Origin of the sequence: Micromonospora sp. DT43, assembly GCF_049841645.1 — a bacterium.
GTDB lineage: Bacteria > Actinomycetota > Actinomycetes > Mycobacteriales > Micromonosporaceae > Micromonospora.
In genome coordinates this window covers 60403-78460 of sequence record NZ_JBNCKR010000008.1, presented here as the reverse complement: position 1 = coordinate 78460, position 18058 = coordinate 60403, and the positions used below count along the sequence as shown (strand labels likewise).

Below are 18058 nucleotides of genomic sequence, written 5' to 3'. Positions count from 1 at the left end.
GTCACCGGTCCATCTCGGCACGCGAGACGGTGCGCTTACCCATGGCCTCGGTTACCAGCTCGACGAGTCGCGCGGATCGATCGGCGTAGAAGGCTTCGAAGTCATCCTTGTGCAGGGCCGCCGGATCCATCACGTGGGTCGCCACCACGTCGTCGAACCATTCCGGCCGTGTGCTGGTCTCCCGGGCGAGCACCCGGAGGTAGCCCGAGGGTGCGCCAACCAGGCTTTTGCTCGCCCGGTACGACAGCGGGGTCTTGTTCACGATTGAGTTGCCCCGGTTGTCGTGGGGCCCGTGCCGGGCGAGCCAGGCCTTCGGAAACACCTGCCGGATCCCGACGGCATTCTGCAGAAGGGTGCCGGGGGTGAGCGGACCTTCGCTGTGGTACCAGTCGACCGCACCCTGCTTGACGAGGAGTGCGTAGATTCCCTTGTAGGCGGCGCTGTTGCGAGTGGTCAGGGTGTCCAGCCGATCGCCGAGGAAGGCCGCCTCAGTGATTGTGTCGGGTATGACGTTCGAGCCGCTCATCGCCCTGGCGACGAGTTGCTCGACGTCGCGGGTGAATCGACTCTCCGTGGCTCCGCCATACATCTCCCCCAGCACGCCGCACCAGTACCAGCGGGTGAGGAGATCCCGGTTTGCGGCCTCATCCGTCTGCTCGGCGAGGATCGCCCGCACCGCAGCCATGGGTACGAGCTGCGTCCGGTACGGAAGGTCTGTCTGGCGCACGATGAACTGCTCACCGAGGAACTCACCGACCCATTCGAAGGCGCTGGCCACCCGCGGCGCGAGCCGGATGAAGTCGTTCAACGGTAGGTTCAGCAGATCGCGTCTCTTGCACGAGACGGCCTTGGTGAGCCTCTCCTGCTTGCGTTCCCAGGTGTTGACGAGCGTGACGGCCTGCAGAAAGTCGCTGCGGCTCAGCCCGTCGTCGATTCCCTGCTCGATGCGCCCGAAGACCGGGTAGGAGGTAGCCAGGCTTTTCTTGATGTCCTGCCAGGCGTCCGGCAACCGGTAGTAGTCGCCGTGGGCCTTCTCGTACTCGTGGTCGCCTGCGTAGGTGGCGGTCAGGAGCTCGAAGACGTTCAACGGCACACCGCCGGTGTTCACCCTCTCGAACACGGAGCACACCGCGTCCTTGGTCGTCGAGGCGGCGAGCTTGATCATGGGGATCTGGAACGACCGGATGTTGTGCAGAATGCGCTGGTCGAACTTGGCCCACAGGCTCCAGTTGGCGTCGTCCATCAGGACGAACTCCTTCTGCCAAGCCGTTACCTGGTCGCCGTCGAACACGACGCTCAGCGGGAAGTGCCTCGCCTCGCACTCCAGCGTCCGGCTGCGGAGATCGAGTTCCACTGTACGGGCGAAGTTCGACCGCAGGACCCGGTCCTTCGGCACAGACACGATCGCGTCATCTCGATCAGCCGATGACCCCACGGCCTTGCGGATATCCACGTAATACCAGCGCTCGAGTTCCTTGTTGCGTTCGTCGACGGTCCGTACCGGCTGGTCGAGATGCAGGGCTTGGAACAGTGAGGTGAGCCGCTGTTGACCATCCAGCAGCAGCAGGTCGGGAGTGACGATTCGACCGGATTCGGCACCGGTGAGTGTGCGGGGTCGGAACGGCGTCTTGCCGCCGGTCTCCAGTGTCATGACAACGCCGAGCGGATAGTCGAGAGTGACCGTCGCGATCAGCTCCCGGATCCGCTGGTCGTCCCACTTCCACTCGCGCTGGAAGTCCGGCAACTGCAGTACTCCGGACTGCACATCTTGCAAGACCTTCTGAAGTTTTGGACTGTCAAGAGCCACCGAGCGGTCCCCCTGGGAGTTCGTCATGAGAGCGACCGGCCAGGGTATCGATGCATCTCGCTGACCGTCAAGGGCAGATTGCCAATGACCGATACGTCTAGTTACGCCAGGGATATTAGCGTTTTAGGTCACTTCCAACAATCTGCGGTCGGGACTCGACCTGGGGGTGCGGCGGTGCGGGATGAACACGGGGGTTCCGACGTGGAACGGGGCGCCCGATGTCGCCCGGGCCCCCTTCGCAGCGGGATCACCCCGACGTGCGCGGAGAGCAGCTCGGGGAAGGGGTGCGGAACCAATGGTGTGGACGGACTATTTAGGTTGTCTTCTACGCGACCGTGAACCGGCACAAGTCGGTCCGGATCACCATTCTGTCCCACGTGCGAAGAAGTCCGCAGCTTTTCAAGATCGCCTTCTCCAGCTCTAACTGCGCGACCTGCCCGCACAGCCACACCTAGGGCGCTGGGGCCTGGCTGACGTTCAAGAAAGACGATCTGTCAACAGCCCTCATCAATCGTGCCCTCGTCGACTACTACGCCGTCCTTGGCGTAGACCACGACAGCAGTCACATCGACAAGCTCGTCGCGCGCCCACACCCGGGCATTGCGACACATCCAGTCGCCTGACTCCCTACCGGACGCGCCACTGTCTACTGGCAGATATAGATTCAGCTCGTCATCGACTTGAGCGACCGCCCTCGGCTCCACCCATGAGGGCGGACATGGGTCCTTAACGCCGCCACAGATTGACGACCTGAATGACGCGGACAGCGACGGATCGTTGACCGGCGTCCTAGGCGTTGGGCTCGGCTCCTGCATGGGCCGTGCTGCTGAGGATGCCTGGGTACCTGCGATGCGGGTGCTGCTTGGGGTTGATGTCGGCAGCGAATCCGCGTCTGTCGACCTGGCCGAACTGCAGGCGGTTGTGGCAAGCGCAGCGATGAGGACGACAGCGGCGGATGGCCCGATTCTGGACATGAGTACTCTTCCTCAACACGTGCTCGCTGCCGGAACTGTGGCCCAGGATCCTATCCAGATCGCACCGCTCACCGAAGTCTTCGCCGTCCTGCCTGCCGTCGACCCGCTCTTCCGGAGCATGCCGGCACCCGGCCCGCCACGCCCACGGATCCGCACCGCTTCGCAACTAGCTGACGGGCCTACGGAGGTCTGCTCGGCTTGCCCAGGTCGACGGCGGACAGTGAGGATCCGCAGAGCGACCATCCGCGGAGCCGCTGGCCGAAGCTCGAAAAAGCTCTGGGCGGACCACCTCGGCCATCCGGTTTCCCTGCCAACTCGCGGTTCGCCTCGACAGTGCTCGCAACTGGATCCCGCGCGGCGCTGAAAGGTCGAAGATGCCGCCCAGGACCGGCTGATTGCACACTTTCGCGACCGTGGCTGGACTGCGCGGGGACGTCCGGTTCGGCACTCCCTACAACGCCATCGCCACCAGAAATGATCGAACGCTGCGGCTTGAGGCCAAGGTTACCGAGACCAGGGGTGCGACAGAGATCTTCTCACGACGCGGGGTGCAGTGGGCCCGGGAGCACCTCGCCGCCTGTGTGCTCGGCACATCGGACGACCTCGGGCAACGAAGTGAGGCACTCCCCTACAGAACGCATCCGCCATCCTGTCTGCCATCGACCCGCCCGCCGGGGAGCGGGCCGCCGCCCGGCCTGCCACCGCCTGCGGACCTCGACGGCTCGTACGGACGCTGGCGGGACGGGCGGCGGTCTGCTCGGCTTGCCCGGGTCGATGGCAGGCAGGATGGCCTACCGCCACCACCGCAGAGCCGGAGGCCGTGGACGGCCTCCGGCCATCCTGGAGCCGGAGCGCCCCCGCCGGAGGCGCAATGACCGCAAACCAAGGGTCGCGCGACTCGCCGACGCAGCCGAGGCCCCTCCCTCACATCGCGCATGGTCACACCGCCCCGCCCGGAGACCGCGCCCGACCACCGGGGCCGCACCCACGTAGTGCCGCCCGTCGTGCCACGCGAGGGCCGAAACACTGCTGACTCCGACTCGCGAAATCCCGGAATGCGTCCTCACCTCACATCTCGCCCTCTGCCTGGAGATTAGAACATCAGTACGCATTGGCTAGGCCATTGGCTTGCGCGTGTCGCTGGCATGAGGGCGGCGGGCGAGATATGTTGTGCGGCTCGCTGCTGGGCCGACCTTCGGCCCACCCCCATTCGTTATCCGGCACGAGACAAACGCGGCGACTGTCCACGGCCGGTATGCCGAAAGGGCTCTTTCGTGGTCGCCGAACACCCGTCGCAGCGTGTCCTGCTCACCTGGGCTGATATCACCGCCGCCGCCGCAGAACTTGAGCCGGATATGCGGGACCTACTTCTGGAGCTGATCAGGACCAAGAACCCGAATCTGGCGACGAGTGTCACCACCGCTGACGGGCCTTGGTACGTACGGAACGTGCATGTGCGGGGCCACATCGGAGTCGCCGAGGAAGCCGTCGAACTGCCTCTGAAGCCAACTGCCGGCCTCACGATCGTCACCGCGCGTAACGGCACCGGCAAGACGAGCATCGCCGACGGCGCCCGGCACACCCTGAGCAGCGGAACCAAGCGGTCCTATCAGGTACTGGCGAACAACATTCATTGCCCGCACCGCGATATCGTCGCCACAGTCAGCAACGGGCGACGCGACATAGAGATTTTCTGCGGGGCAGATGAGGTCGTTCAATGGCGCAACGCGGACGGTTCGGCCAGTACGCCGCCTAGCGAATGGACGGAGGCATTCGAACGCTACATGCCAGTACTGCTGTATCCGGAGATGTCCCAGGTCATTCAAGATCCGAGTAATCTGCACACGTTCCTAAAAGACGCGCTTGAGTTGACCGCACTCGAAGAACTGCAGGCCCTACTCAAAACTGACCGGGACAAGGGCGCGGCGGCCAGGCGCCTTGTGGAGGCCGCCCACACGAGTGCGCTGAACGGCATCGTCAAGGCGGGCCAGGAAGAACTGGCCAGGATGGTGCGGAACTGCGGCGCGTTCCCGGACGAGGAGGCCCAGGCTCGGATCATGGTGCTGACCGAGACCTTGCCGGAGACGGCGCCGCCGCCGCTGGGGCTACCCGACACCTGGGCGGTGGATGACGGGCTTCGCGTACGGGCCGTCAACGCGCTCGTCCGGCTGGAAAACGCCATCGGTTCGGATGCGGCCGGGGCAAACGCGCTCCTGGCGGTGCTTCAGAAGGCACTTGCCCTCGGAGACGCGCGGCTCGACGACCTCCGTGACCGGGACGTATGCCCGGTCTGCGGGACCGCCGGGCACGAGTGGGTACGGCGCGCCTCCGAGGATGCCGAACGGCTGAGGACGGCCACCCGGGAGCTGCGCAGTGCGACGGCCGCCGCGGCTACCGCACTGCGGGACCTTGGCAGGAGCTTCCCGACTGCACTGACCGAAACGCTGCTCCGGGCACTCACCCAATCAACGGATCCCGCCACTGAAATACGGATAAGGCAGTGGGACCGGCTCGTCCGCCTGGCTGCCGACTTCGCCACCATGGCGCCATCCGTGGCGTCGCTGACTGAGGCGCTCGACGAGAGCGCCGATCTAGTCAGCTGGTACGCGAAGGTCCGCGACGACCTTCTCGCCCGGCGTGACGACGTCATCGCCGCACAGGCGACTGTCCGCGCGCACATCGGATCGTGGATGGACGTCCGCAGCCAGGAACGGCCGGCACTAAAAAGGCTCGCTGTGGCCGAGCGGCTGGACCGCAAGGTCGACCGGTGGATCCGAACCGCGCGTGAGGACATCTTCGCACCCATCGGAAAGGAGGTGATGGAGTTGTGGTCCGTGCTCAACCCAGACGCGGACCTCAAGTTGACTGGCATCGCTCTCACCGGCGGTACGAAGATGCGGCGAAATGTGGCGTTGGACCTCGTCGACGGCGACGTCGCGCTGCCGGCCGGCAAGAACAGCTCCGCGGTCCTAAGTACCGGCCAGCGCAACGCACTCTCGCTGGCCACGTACCTGCCCCGTGCTACCCAGCCAGAAAGTCCGTTCGGATTCCTCATCCTCGACGACCCGATCCACGCGTTTGACACCTGGCGAGTGCGGTACCTGGCTCGGCACCTGATGACCCTCGCTGAGCGCTTCCAGGTCGTCGTGTTCACTCACGACGACCGCCTCTGGCGCGAGCTTCGTGGCCTGGGCGCGATGCCAACGCACATCCGGATGGACCGGCACGGTGACGGTCGGCCGCAGGTCCGAGTTAGGCACGTGGCTAGCCCCGGGATTCAGCGGCTTGACGAGATCCAGCGAATCCTCGGGGCGGAGAAGGGAGGATCCATCGGAACCCCCGCCGCCGTCACCGCAATGACGCTTGCCATTTGCCGGCAGGCCGTCGATACCGAAGTCGTCGCACAGATCGAGATGCTGGGCAGACAGGTCGGCTCGCCCGAGGCCACAGTCGTCGCCGACCTCCGAAGAGCGCGGAAGACTCTCGACCAGTTGGCGCTCCTAAACAACTATGCCCGCCGTGCGGGCCTGCGAGCCGTCGACGTCAACGGCTTCACCCCGACCGTGCACGCACTCAACGGCGCAGCGCACGGCCGCGCCCCTGAGGGAGACCCGCAGCTTTGGGTACGCCAAACTCGGAAGATCATTAAAGCCGTCCAGCAGATCGGGAGCTGAGATGGCCACCTACCCGGACGTCGAGCTAGCGGATCTCCAGGCCGCCTACCGAGGGTGGCCCGGCAGCCCGACCGAAAAGGCGGCGCTCGCGGCGCTGGTGCTCCGCGTTCGCATCGAGCGCGCAGCAGCCGGGCTGCCCAGCACAGTGATTGCTGCGAAGCCTGACATCTCCATGATCGAACGACGGCTGTACCTCAGCATCGGCGAGCCTGGGCTATCGCCAGCGGCCCAGCTCTGCCGCATGCAGACGATCGCCGGCGCGCTAGAGGCATACGTCGCGATCTGCGAGATCCTGCACGGGCGCAACCCAGATCCGGCACCTCCTCTGAGGGATATCGATGCATGGACTTCGGCCGTTGACGCACTTGAGGAAGACCTCTACCCGGCTCACGCAGTACCGCGGGAGCGCACGTTGCAGGACGCAGCCACTGGCGGATAAGTGGCAGTGACAGCTGGCCGACCGGTCACGGTCAGCGAGCGTAATGATCGATGGATTGAGACTCCAGGCAAGACAACAGGGACCAGGAGGCGCATAGGGTCTGGAGGGGATATCAGGAGAGCGCTCGGTCCCCTACGATAGGTGACGCATCAAGATCCAGTCTTCGCCGATCGATCGCATCACGCTGGACGAATCAGCCAAGGCCGGACCAATGGAAGAACCGTCAGCTCTGCTGCGGTCCCGGAGCATTCGGACCGTGCGGCGCGGCCTGCGACGGTGACGGTGAAGGTCGACAGTTAGGTAGTCGAGTGAGCGGCAATCAGGTTACGTCCGGCGCCCCGCCCTACGAGGCGGCCCCGGAAACACAGGTCCGCCAGGTACGGGATGCGTTGCTGCGAGAATTCGGGGATCTGATAGACGTCTCGGATCTCGCCAACAAACCACCCAACGAGCGCGAGCAGTCGCTTCTGTCACGCGCCCTGGCCGCCCTGGCGGTGCGCGACCTGACCGGCTGCGAATCGGCGGCCGCCGCCGAGGCGGTCATCGACGGCCGGGACGACATCGGCATTGACGCGGTAGCCACCGACGAGAGCGCGTCACATCTCTGGCTGGTGCAATCGAAGTGGAGCGACAAGGGCAGGGCACGGTTTGAGCTTGCCGACGCGCTCAAGTTCATCGAGGGCCTCCGGTACGTAGATGCTCGCAGGTTCGATCGCTTCAACATCCGCTTCCAGAATCTCGCCGACCAGGTCGCGGCCGTGCTCAGCAACCCGGGATCGAAGATCACCCTGGTGACCGCCGTGATGCGGACCGACCCTCTGGCGCGCGACGTCGCGCAACGGCTCTCAGACGCCCAGGATGAGTTCAACCAGCTCGGCAACATTCTCGACCAACGCAGCTACCTGGCCCGCGACATCTGGGAGGTAGTACGCAACGACTTCGCGGAGCCTCCCATCGCGCTGACCGTCAGGATGCAGGACTACGTCAAGATCACCGAGCCGTATGAGGCGTTTCAGGGTCTCGTCTCGGTGGCCGACATCGCCGCATGGTACGACGACCACGAAGACCGCCTGTTTGACCGTAATATTCGCAAGCCACTCGGCATCACGCAGGTCAACCAGGGTCTAACCGACACGTTGACCGACGAACCGCACAACTTCTGGTTCTTCAACAACGGCATCACCCTGCTCTGCAACACACTCGCCCCCGACTACTTCAGTCGGGCCACGCGGTCACCGGTCGCGCTCAAGCTGGACGGCGCTAGCGTGGTGAACGGCGCGCAGACCGTCCACGCGATACACAGGGCCTCCCGGAAGGACGCCGCAGCGATCGGCGATGGGTACGTGACCGTCCGGGTCATCTCGCTCACAAACTGCCCGGCGGGCTTCGCCGACGCGGTGACCACGGCCACAAACACCCAGAACCGGGTGGAACGGCGCGACTTCGTCGCTCTCGATCCCGTCCAGAAAGCGATTAGAGAGGACTTCCTCCTCTCGCTTCAGAAAACGTACGCGGTCAAGCGGGGAGAACCAGAACCGTCACCGGAAAGCGGTTGCTCAGTTGAGGCCGCAGCCACTGCTTTGGCCTGCGCGCACCGGAACTCTGATCTCGCCGTGCGGGCCAAGCGCGGCGTGGACCTGCTCTGGGAGCAGGGCGCTCAGGGCGCTTACCAGCTGTTGTTCAACGCGCAGGACCGGCCCTCCGCCCATCAGGTCTGGCGCAGTGTCCTCGTGCTGCGGGAGATCGATGCCACGCTCCATCGCACTGCGAAGGTCCGTCAGGCCCGAGCCGAAGCGATTGTGGAGCGCGGAGACCGACTCCTCACGCACATCGTCTTCCAGACTCTGGACCTCGACGGCATCGACGAACCCGACACCGACTGGGACGCCATCCTCACCCAGGTGCCGAACGCTGTCGAACGTGCCACAACCTGGCTCGTCCATCACGTTGATGCCGAGTTCGGCGCGAGTTCGATCGTGTCCAGCACTCTCGCCGACCCCGACCGCTGTCGCACCCTCGCGGGTCTGGTCATAGCGGACCTAGAGCGCGGCGTCCCGGTTCCCGACCTGCCGCCTGAATACCGGGTCGTGAGGATCCCGAAGCAACAGCGCCGGCCCAACGCCGTGCCCACACTGATCGATGCCAGAGCGCTGGCTGACGGCACGCCGTTGACCTATCGGGCAGCTGGCCGGCCCGAACGGGAAGCGATGGCTGCGTGGCTTGCGGAAGACCCAAGCCGGGGCAGCGCTACGTGGGTCAACCAACGGGTACGCCCGATCTTGTGGGCGGCCGACGGAAAGCGTTACTCCCCTTCCGGCCTCGTGCAGGAGATGTGGCGGTTAGCAGGATGGAGTAAGGCGCCGGTCGCCGCCCAAGGTCCGTCCCGGTGGTACGTATCTGGTGGAAAGTCCCTGTGGGCGCTAGCGCGGGAGACTCTGGCGTCCCTCAGTGATGACCCCGACGAGAGGGCGTGAAGCATAGCCAGCACGTGCCTTGCATCGTGCCGCGCATTCGTCAGTCGACGAGGTAGTGTGCTTCGATGTAGGCGACGGTGGAATCGTATGGCTCCCCCACCGGCTTCAACATGTACCGGCGGAAGACGGCTGCGGTGGCTCTGCGGACGCCTCGGTTGCGCGCGTCTGCGTTGTCCCATGATTGGGCGAGGGTTCGGGTGACCACCTGGTCGATCTCCTCGGCCAGGTTTCTCTCCGTGACAGTGAGACCGGCCGGTGCGTGGTCGTGAATGATTCGTGACAGGACGCCTATGTGGTCGTCGTCCAGCACAATGACCGCTTCGTCGGGATGCTTCTCGGCGTTCACGATGGCGCGTGCAATTCGGAGGGCTTCGGACAGGAAGTCCAGGGCGTCCTGGGCGTTCTGGATGATCCGGTCCCGCAGCAGCCTGATCCGCTCGGCGAGGGCGGTGTACCTCGCCGACCCTGGTTCGACCCCCTTGTCGAGCGCGGCCTTGATCTGGTCCAAGATCTCCGCCGCCGACGGGGGTTTCTGGTCCTCACCGTCGTCCTTGCCGGGCTTGGGGCGGACAAGGGCCATCAGCTCTTTGAGGATGGTGATGCCCTGAGCGTCCAGGACGAGGGCTTCCTCCTGGGAAGCAACCACCGAGAAGGAGTGGACGTGGGCGTTGATGATCTCCAGGACCATTGGTCCCAGCTCGCTCAGCCGTTCTTTCCTCTCCTCGTCGGAGGACTTCTTGAACAGGGTCGTGTACACGGACCCGAACAGCCCGAAGCCGTCCCTGTACTTGGCGACCCGCTTGTCAGCGCTGATGAGTGGGTACAGGCGGGCCAGGAGCCGGTAGTCCCTGGAGAACACTTCGGCGGCGCCCGGGTTGGCATCCAGGAAGACGTTGATGGCCCGCACAGACTCGTATCCGTGGACCGTGAGGTCCAGGTCGTCAACGTTCGCGAGGAGGTCTTCGATGCGGGCGAAGGTCGTGCGGAACTCGGCGACCAGCTCGGAAACATCGGTGACGAACCCGCCGCCCTTGCCGCTCCCCTCCGCGGTGGGGTCGACGACGGCCCGCTGCACCTCTTCGGCCAGGCCGATGTAGTCCACGACCACGCCGGAGGTCTTCACGAACCCCGTCGGGGACACCCAGGTGCGGTTCGGGCGGGTGATCGTCTGGAAAAGGGTGTGGGCCTTCAACGGCTTGTCCAGGTAGAGGACGCCCTCGTTGGGGGCGTCGAACCCGGTCATCAGCTTCGCGGTCACCACCAGGAAGCACAGCGGGTCGTCCGGGGTGAGGAACCGCCGCTTCTGTTCCTCCTCCTCGGCCTCCGAGAGGCGGTACGGCCGCATGGCCGGATCTTCGTCCTTCGAGTCCGAGACGGAGATGTTCACCTCGGCGGTGATCCGGTCGTGCTTCCCGACTTCGGCGAGCACCTGTGAGGCCTCGAAGCCGGCCAACAGCTCGTTGATCTTGTCCGTGTACACGACGGCCAGTTCGCGGTTGTAGGCGACTACCTGGGCCTTGAGGCCGTTGCGGTAGGCGCCGGCCAGGTAGTGGCCGACGATGTCCTGGCAGACCGTATGGATGCGGTCGGGGTTGGCGAACACCGAGGTGAGGCGTCCGAACTTGCGGGACAGGGCTTCACGGTCGGGGTCGTCGAGGTCGAAGTCGTCGGCAAACTGGTCGAACTCGGCCTGCAACTCCTGGTCGTTCATCTCGAACGAGATCGGGTGGGGGTCCAGCATGACCGGGACGGTCGCCTCGTCCTGCAGAGACCTCGACACGGAGTACCGGTGCAGCACCCTGCCCGGGTCGGTCTCCTCGCCGAAGAGGGCGAAGGTGTCGGTGGTGAGGTTCCTGAGAGGGGTGCCGGTCATCCCGAAGAACTTCGCGTTGGGCAGTGCCGCGCGCATCTGCTCGGCCAGGGTGGGCCTGCCGGCAAGTCGCCCCCGGTCCCGGCTGACGGCTTGGGTGCGATGCGCCTCGTCGACCAGCACGATGATGTTGTTCCGGGTCGACAGGTCCTTGCCGGCGTCGGCGAACTTGTGAACGGTCGTGGAGATGACGCCGCGCACGTCGTCGGCCAGCAGGGAACGCAACTCCTGGCTGGTGGCGGGCTGGTGGAAGTAGGCGTGGCCCATCGCGGAGGTGAACACCCCGGAGGTTTGCCGGACGAGCTGGGTACGGTCGGAGAGCAGGATGATCGTGGGTGACTCGGTGCGGGTGTCGGCCAGCAGCAGCGAGGCGGCGAACACCATCAGCAGCGTCTTCCCGCTGCCCTGGTGGTGCCAGATCAGGCCCTTCCGGCCGCTAGCAAGAACGCGTTGGTGGATCAGGTGGGCGGCTTCCATCTGCGGATAGCGGGGCAGGTACTTCTTGTCCACCCCGCCACCGGAGGTATCGAACAAGGCGAAGTTGGCCAGCATGTCCAGCACGGTGGCCGGGTTGAGCAGCAGCTCGACGGAGCGCTGCACGTCGGCCTGGCCGGCCAGGTTCTCGTCGTCGGCGGTGGACCGGAACGGCTGCCACAGGTTCGTGGGCGCACCTGCCGCACCGAATCGCAGCTTCAGCCCGTCGGAGGCAACGGCGAAGACGTTGGGGGTGAAGAACCACGGGTAATCGGTGGCGTACACGTCGTTGATCTCGCGGGCGGCGTCTGCCCACCCGGACTTCGCGGTCGGCGACTTCACCTCGACCACTACCAGGGGCAGCCCGTTGATCCAGTACACGAGGTCGAACCGGCGGGAGGTTTTACCGGGGACAGTGATGGTCACCTCGTCCGAGACAACCAGCGTGTTGGCGGTCGGGCACTCGACGTCAATGACCCTTAAGGCGTGCCACACGCCGTCGGCGTCCCGGAACTCCTTATGCCCGCGCAGCAGGTGCAGCACCTGCTCGTTGGCACGCACCAGCCCGCCTTCGACGGCGTTGACCGTGGCAATGATCTCTTCGACCACCGCGTCCACGTCGAACCCGTCAATCACCCCAGGGTTAAATCGGACGATGGCGTCCCGCAGCTGCCCGGCGACCACCGTCTGCGTCGTCTCACGCGGCAGCGACCTGCCCGCTGTAAAACGCCAGCCCATTGGGAGGGACCACTGGATCATCAGGTTCTGAAACTCGCGCTCCCGAATGCCCTTTGCCACCGCTCAGACCTCCAGCTTGGCGGACTCGATGTCGATCGTGCGATCCAGAAGCCCCGATAGCAGCCCGGCACGAACGCTGCGTAGGTGGTCAGCTTCGGCGCGGATCGCGGCGATCTTGGCGTCGATGGCCTGCACCGATTCAACCTGGAGCTCGCGCATCTCAGCGTGGGGCCAGGGAATCTCAAGAGTCTTCAGCCACCGAACTGCGAGATTCCCAAGCCCCGTGCTGCCGCTAGCAGATTCACTCATCTGGTGCTGGATTCTCGGACTGCGTAGCACGAGGTAGAGGTAGTCCCTTGCTTCGACATCGGCAGCATCCAGGATGAACTGAAACGCGGACACCGCCGCACCGTGCACTTCCTCCGGCGGGAGGTAGACGTTGCCGATCCGCTTGCGGTTTCCGTTGGTGCGGATCATGACCAAACTTGTCGGACCGATGACCTTCGTGCGAGCCGGCAGCCCCACCACGTAGGCCAGCTCGCTGAGGTCGATGGACCCATCGGGCCTCGTGTTGGTGATCTTCAGGACCGTCCACGCTTCTTTTGATGGAACCGACGACTCATCCTTGGCCGCCCAAGAGGGCCCAGAGCCGATCACGGGGCAAAGTTCCCCGAGCGGTTTCGTGTCGCTGGAAGCGGCACCGGTGAACTCATCCAACAGTCCACCCCGGACCCGCGTAGCCGCTTCAGCCTCACCCTCAAGTGCGGCGATCTGGTCGTCGACCGCGCCGATTACCTCGACGATCCGCTCCTGCACCGGCAGCGGCGGCAGGGTGATGGGAATTGTGCTGAACGCCTTGAAGGGTAGACTACGCCGGCGGTTTACGCTGCCCTGCGCATTGTTGGCGTACTCGGCCAGCATCCGAGGAGTACGGACCATCAGCTCTGCATACTCCGGCAGTGCAACCCCTTCACCCCGCCATCGGAGCGTGGTGTACATGGGGCTGATGACTCCGGTCTCACCCCGGTTGTTCCGAGCGATAGAACCTTCGTCGATGTGGATGGTGGAGTATGCCCATCCTCCCGGCTCAACGGTCTTGTAGCCGTCGAGCTTCTCCGACGCGATCCTCTTGTCGAAGTAATCGTCGGCACGAACGAACCCGTCGTACTTGGACAGGCTCATTACAGTCGGCTCGTCTGTGTGTGCCCCCAGCTTGGAGTTGTTTGCCAAATAGAGCCGTCCAAGTGTGGTCTGCAACCAATCACTCATCGAAGCCCTCGATTCCGGCGGCAGCGAGCACCGTCATCATGCGCTCTTCGGCAAGGCGTCGTTCGGCGCGGGCGACGTTGTAGGCGTCGATGAGGGTTCCAAGGACTTCGGTCTCGCTAGCTGCTTGCTTGATGTAACGGCCGATGTTCAGGTCGTACCCGTTCGCGGCGATCTCTGTCGTGGGAACGAAACGCGCGGCCAGGCCACCGTCTCCGTCAGGGTCGGCCGGGTTGCCGTCGATGTCGAAGCTCGAGTGGTAGGCCGTCACCACGTCGGCAATGTCCGCCTCGCCGAGCACATTGCGCTTCTTGGCGTGGGAAAAGCGCTTGGAGGCGTCGATGAGCAACAACCCGCCCTGCCGCTCCGGGGCCTTGGTGCCAGGGGCGCGAAAGACCAGGATGCAGGTCGGGATGCCAGTGTTGTAGAAGAGGTTGGCCGGCAGGCCGATTACCGCTTCGAGCAAGTCATCGGCCAGGACGCGCTGGCGAATGACTGCTTCCTGACCGCCTCGGAAGAGGACGCCGTGAGGCAAGACGACGCCGGCGCGCCCCTTCTTCGGGTCCATTGACGCGATCATGTGCTGCACGAACGCCCAGTCGGCCGACGACTGCGGGGCGACACCGCCGATGGCGCGCGGGTCCTTGGTCCAGGGCTTCCACTTCAGGCTGTAGGGCGGGTTGGCGACGATCACATCGAACTGCGCGATGGACCCGTCCGGCTTCTTGAAGCGGGGGTTGTTCAGGGTGTCGCCGACCTCGACCTGGAACTGGGTGAGGTTGTGCATGAAGAGGTTCATGCGTGCCACACCCGCGGTGTCCGGTACAGCCTCCTGCCCGTATAGATGGAGCGTGTAGCCACGCCCACCGCGGGCCTTCAGCAGGTTGGCGGAGGCGATGAGCATGCCGCCCGACCCGCAGGTCGGGTCGTACACCGACTCGAAGCCCTTCGGCTCGAGGACCTGGACGATCAGCTCGACGACCTCGCGCGGGGTGAAGAACTGGCCGGCACGGGTGCCGGACCCGTCGGAGAAACGCTTGAGCAGGTACTCGTACGCCCCGCCGAGCACGTCGTGGGACATGTTGCCCTCGTGCATTTTCGGGGTGCGGTCCATCGCCTGCATGACCGCCGCCAACACCTCACCTGGAAGCACCTCTTCAGAGGTCCAAGTCATGGACCCGAACAGGCGGGAGAACTTGTCAGGGTTGGCAGTCTCGATGGCTTGCAGGGAAGCGCGGACCCGCTGGCCGAGGCCGGGCTGAGTAATGGTGGCGAGGATGGATGACCAGGAGGCGCGACGCTGCTGGACGGTGCCGTGGTGGATGAACGGGATCTCGAACGACTGGTAGTCGCGGTACTCGATCTCGTGGGCTTCCTCGGCGGAGAGGCCGTCCAGGCCCTCGTTGTCGGCCAGGAATTCCTGGTGGTGGTGCTCCCAGGTGTCCGACAGGTACTTCCAGAACATCAGCGGGAAGACGACCGAGGAGTATTGCGCCTCAGGCATCGCAACGCGCAGCTCGTCGGCGGCGTCCCACAACCGGTTCTCGATCTCCTGCTGGGTCACTGCCATCAGTCGGGGTGTCCTTGCTCGTCAAAGGGTGGCGACCGGAAGGCATCAGTGTGCCTGCTGGTCACCCTATTTCGAGCGCGCCAGGTGATGCACACTGGGCGTGTCCTGCTGGGTAAACACAGGCGGGACAGCTCCATCAGCGTGTCGCACGCCTCCAAGGGCGCCAGGGGATGCAAGGCAGTCACCTACTTCAGCACTACCGATATCGGCGCCATGTGGCTCCAAAATCGTCCGCGAAGAGCGATCGCAGCCTGTGGGCCAGCTCGATGGCGACTTCAGGGCGGCCAGCGAGTGCATCAATAGTGCTGGTGACGAGCTGCAGCTCCCGGATCCGGCGCAGGACCGTCCAGCCGGCCCAAGCCATGAGGTCAACGCCATAGGCATCGACAAAGACTTCGTAGTCGGTCCGTGACCGCCCAAACCGGGCGGCTCCGTGGGCGGTTGGTACGAGATCCCACTCCCGCGGGCCGATGCACATTCCGTCTAAGTCACAGAGAAGAGGATCAGGCCGAGCGGTGGCACCACCACCCGATGCCGCCAGAAGGATGTTCCCGGTGTGTGCGTCGCCGTGAATCACGCCTGGTGGCAGCTGCCAGGCGACCCGATCCAGATCCTCTTCCGCCTTGTCGCAGCGGCGGTGAAGATCGCCTAGCAGGCAGCTGGTTCGAACCCCGAACTCTGCCCCCGACCATCGCTCCAGCTCGTTGGCTTCCTGATGTGGTAATGCAGCGGCAGCGTTAAGACGCCGGCGGAACTTCTCGATCGGCGACCAGCGTGGCAGCGCCACATCGAGCTCATCAAGGCTGTGAAGCGCTCGGAGCGGTGCAGCGAGGTCGACTGGCTTGGGCTCGTCGCCGACCGTGGGAACGTACTGCCATGCCGTGGCAACCCAGTCCCCACTGAAGATCGGCTCAGACGCAACACCGGCGGCAAGCCGCACGGTCGGCATGCCGGCCTTCTCAAGGCACTCCGCGACCGACACCACCCTGCGTGCGAGCGTCGCGGCATGGGGACCGGCAGCAAGTCGGATCACGAACGGCGGTGCCACGAAGACTGCGTTCATCGTGTACTTGACGAGCCTGGCACCGTCCGGATCCACGCCGATCTGCGCACAGACATCACTCAGATGGTCATGGAGCTCAGCGGCGACAGCATCGCTGAGTGCGGTGGTCATCAGTCCGCCTGTAGCTCCGCGATCCGGCTGCCGAGAACAGCAAGCGCCGGTTCCCGCGCGGCCTGCGGCGCGGCAAGCTCCCACAGTGCGTTAAGACGATCGTTCACACGAGCTGATCGCATCCCATCCGCCACCAGGCCCACCGCCTTCATCCCGTACTCGCCAGCGGTTGCGAGATCACCGGCCAGAGTACTCGCCGTGGCGACCGAGATCGTGTCGAAGATGAACGACCGACGATCTTGCGGGCGGCGCAGCCGCACTGCCTGATGCGAGTGCTCGGCAGCACGGTCGACGTACCGCACATGCTCTGGGTGACGGGCCAGGGCGGAATAGACGACAGCGGACATTCCATGGACGTCAGCCTCGGCCAGCGCGAAGTGAGTCCAGGCCGGCGCGGTGTCCAGGTCTGCCTGATCGAGTTCGCGTCGTGCGCGGGCCAGACTGTCGACGACCTGGCGATCAGCGCCGAGGAGCGCGTAGGCCCAAGCGGTGTTGGCGTGCAGCATGGCGACGCTGGCATGACAGGCGGCTTGCTGCGCCGCGAGCTGTCCAAGGCCGAAGAGTTGCAACGCTTCCGCCGGCTGTTCCTGGTGCAGACTGACCCGCCCGAGGCGATACAGCGTGTTGGCCAGCAGCGGTAGCGAGTCAGTCCGTCGGGCTAGGACGAGGCTCTGGGTGAGGTGCCGGCGTGCCATGTCGTGATCGTCGAGATCGTGCGCCACCCAGCCGACGAGGTTGTGCAGTTCGGCGAGTGCGTCGTGCAGGTCGGCAGCCACCACCTCGGTGCACCTCACCTGCAGTAGTTGCGTCGCCCATGCCACGTACCCACGTGCGGACTGCAGGCACCGGCCTCCCCCGGCGGCAGCGTCGAGCCGGCGGTGAAAGGCGGTCACGGCTCGAACGGTGGCGACCTCGTCATGGCCGACCGCACCAGGGACGGCGACATCGTGGGAGCTGGGCAAATACCGCTCCACGTCGGCGGGTATGGCGCCTACCACGATGCTCGCGACGACGCCGAGCAACTCGCGAGGATCGAGTGGGGCAACGACACCGACCGGCTCGATCGACGCTCTCTGCCGGTAGTGATGAGCGTGGTCGTCGAGGGCGAGCCCCATGTAGTGGCGCGGGATCAGCAGCCCTTCGGCGATGCGCTCCAGTACGGCGTAGTCGTTGACGATGCGCCGGCCTGCGGCGATTTCTGAAACTCGGCTGGCACCCAGGCCCGTCGCGGCCGCGACCGAGGACCAGCTGAAGCCCCGTTCCTTGAGAAAGCCGAAGACGGCTCCGATGTCGTGGCGGGCGAGGTGTACGCGCATGGCGACGCCGCGATAGGTGCCCTCGTGCCACCACTGCGGTCTGACGACCCGCTGCATGGTTACCACCTCCTCCCGCTGCGGATACTGCGCAGAGTAGTCGGCTCCTGTCAGGATGTCCGCCCTGCCGCAGAGGCTACGGCCGGCCATCTCACGGTGAGATGCCCACCGTGGGGCGCTCACCAGTGGCTAGCTGGTAACAGTCAGCATCGGCGAAGGTCGTTGCCATGCCAGTCAGACGCCACCGTCAACTCCGGGTTCCCGCTCAGAGTTTGGCGACCGGAG

The 18058-nt window shown here is 65.0% G+C and carries 9 protein-coding genes; 3 read left to right on the top strand and 6 right to left on the bottom strand.

Translation table 11 applies throughout. The features are described 5' to 3' along the window. Window position 1: 1 nt before the first annotated feature. Complete coding sequence (locus ACLQ26_RS20165) at window positions 2-1834, bottom strand: GmrSD restriction endonuclease domain-containing protein (RefSeq protein WP_425745889.1); 1833 nt, start codon at window positions 1832-1834, stop codon at window positions 2-4. A 2221-nt stretch (window positions 1835-4055) separates the two neighbouring features. Here ACLQ26_RS20165 and ACLQ26_RS20160 point away from each other — a divergent pair. The 3 genes from ACLQ26_RS20160 (at window position 4056) to ACLQ26_RS20150 (ending at window position 9368) form a co-directional block, all read left to right on the top strand. Further along, entirely contained in the window at window positions 4056-6455 is a 2400-nt protein-coding gene (locus ACLQ26_RS20160; protein WP_425745888.1) for a hypothetical protein, read from the top strand. A 1-nt stretch (window position 6456) separates the two neighbouring features. Next, a complete protein-coding gene (locus ACLQ26_RS20155) occupies window positions 6457-6894 on the top strand; it encodes a hypothetical protein (protein ID WP_425745887.1) in 438 nt (145 codons plus the stop codon). Between the two features lie 308 nt (window positions 6895-7202). After that, complete coding sequence (locus ACLQ26_RS20150) at window positions 7203-9368, top strand: AIPR family protein (RefSeq protein ID WP_425745885.1); 2166 nt, start codon at window positions 7203-7205, stop codon at window positions 9366-9368. 40 nt (window positions 9369-9408) lie between these two features. Here ACLQ26_RS20150 and ACLQ26_RS20145 read toward each other — a convergent pair whose 3' ends face one another. From ACLQ26_RS20145 to ACLQ26_RS20125, 5 genes are all read right to left on the bottom strand, one after another. Beyond that, on the bottom strand, window positions 9409-12510 hold the full coding sequence (locus tag ACLQ26_RS20145; protein WP_425745884.1) for a type I restriction endonuclease subunit R: 3102 nt from the start codon (window positions 12508-12510) through the stop codon (window positions 9409-9411). A gap of 3 nt (window positions 12511-12513) precedes the next feature. Continuing rightward, complete coding sequence (locus ACLQ26_RS20140; RefSeq protein ID WP_425745883.1) at window positions 12514-13719, bottom strand: hypothetical protein; 1206 nt, start codon at window positions 13717-13719, stop codon at window positions 12514-12516. Then, on the bottom strand, window positions 13712-15286 hold the full coding sequence (locus ACLQ26_RS20135) for an N-6 DNA methylase (RefSeq protein ID WP_425745882.1): 1575 nt from the start codon (window positions 15284-15286) through the stop codon (window positions 13712-13714). Before ACLQ26_RS20135 ends, ACLQ26_RS20140 begins: the two co-directional genes overlap by 8 nt. 196 nt (window positions 15287-15482) lie before the next feature. Continuing rightward, on the bottom strand, window positions 15483-16460 hold the full coding sequence (locus ACLQ26_RS20130; protein WP_425745881.1) for a phosphotransferase family protein: 978 nt from the start codon (window positions 16458-16460) through the stop codon (window positions 15483-15485). Then, a complete protein-coding gene (locus tag ACLQ26_RS20125) occupies window positions 16460-17833 on the bottom strand; it encodes a tetratricopeptide repeat protein (protein WP_425745880.1) in 1374 nt (457 codons plus the stop codon). Before ACLQ26_RS20125 ends, ACLQ26_RS20130 begins: the two co-directional genes overlap by 1 nt. Window positions 17834-18058 lie beyond the last annotated feature (225 nt).

What these genes read in the sequence shown, in the direction of transcription:
- ACLQ26_RS20165 (WP_425745889.1), bottom strand. Translation starts at nt 1,834, where the DNA reads ATGACGAACTCCCAGGGGGACCGCTCGGTGGCTCTTGACAGTCCAAAA.
- ACLQ26_RS20155 (WP_425745887.1), top strand. Translation starts at nt 6,457, where the DNA reads ATGGCCACCTACCCGGACGTCGAGCTAGCGGATCTCCAGGCCGCCTAC.
- ACLQ26_RS20140 (WP_425745883.1), bottom strand. Translation starts at nt 13,719, where the DNA reads ATGAGTGATTGGTTGCAGACCACACTTGGACGGCTCTATTTGGCAAAC.
- ACLQ26_RS20135 (WP_425745882.1), bottom strand. Translation starts at nt 15,286, where the DNA reads ATGGCAGTGACCCAGCAGGAGATCGAGAACCGGTTGTGGGACGCCGCC.
- ACLQ26_RS20130 (WP_425745881.1), bottom strand. Translation starts at nt 16,460, where the DNA reads ATGACCACCGCACTCAGCGATGCTGTCGCCGCTGAGCTCCATGACCAT.
- ACLQ26_RS20125 (WP_425745880.1), bottom strand. Translation starts at nt 17,833, where the DNA reads ATGCAGCGGGTCGTCAGACCGCAGTGGTGGCACGAGGGCACCTATCGC.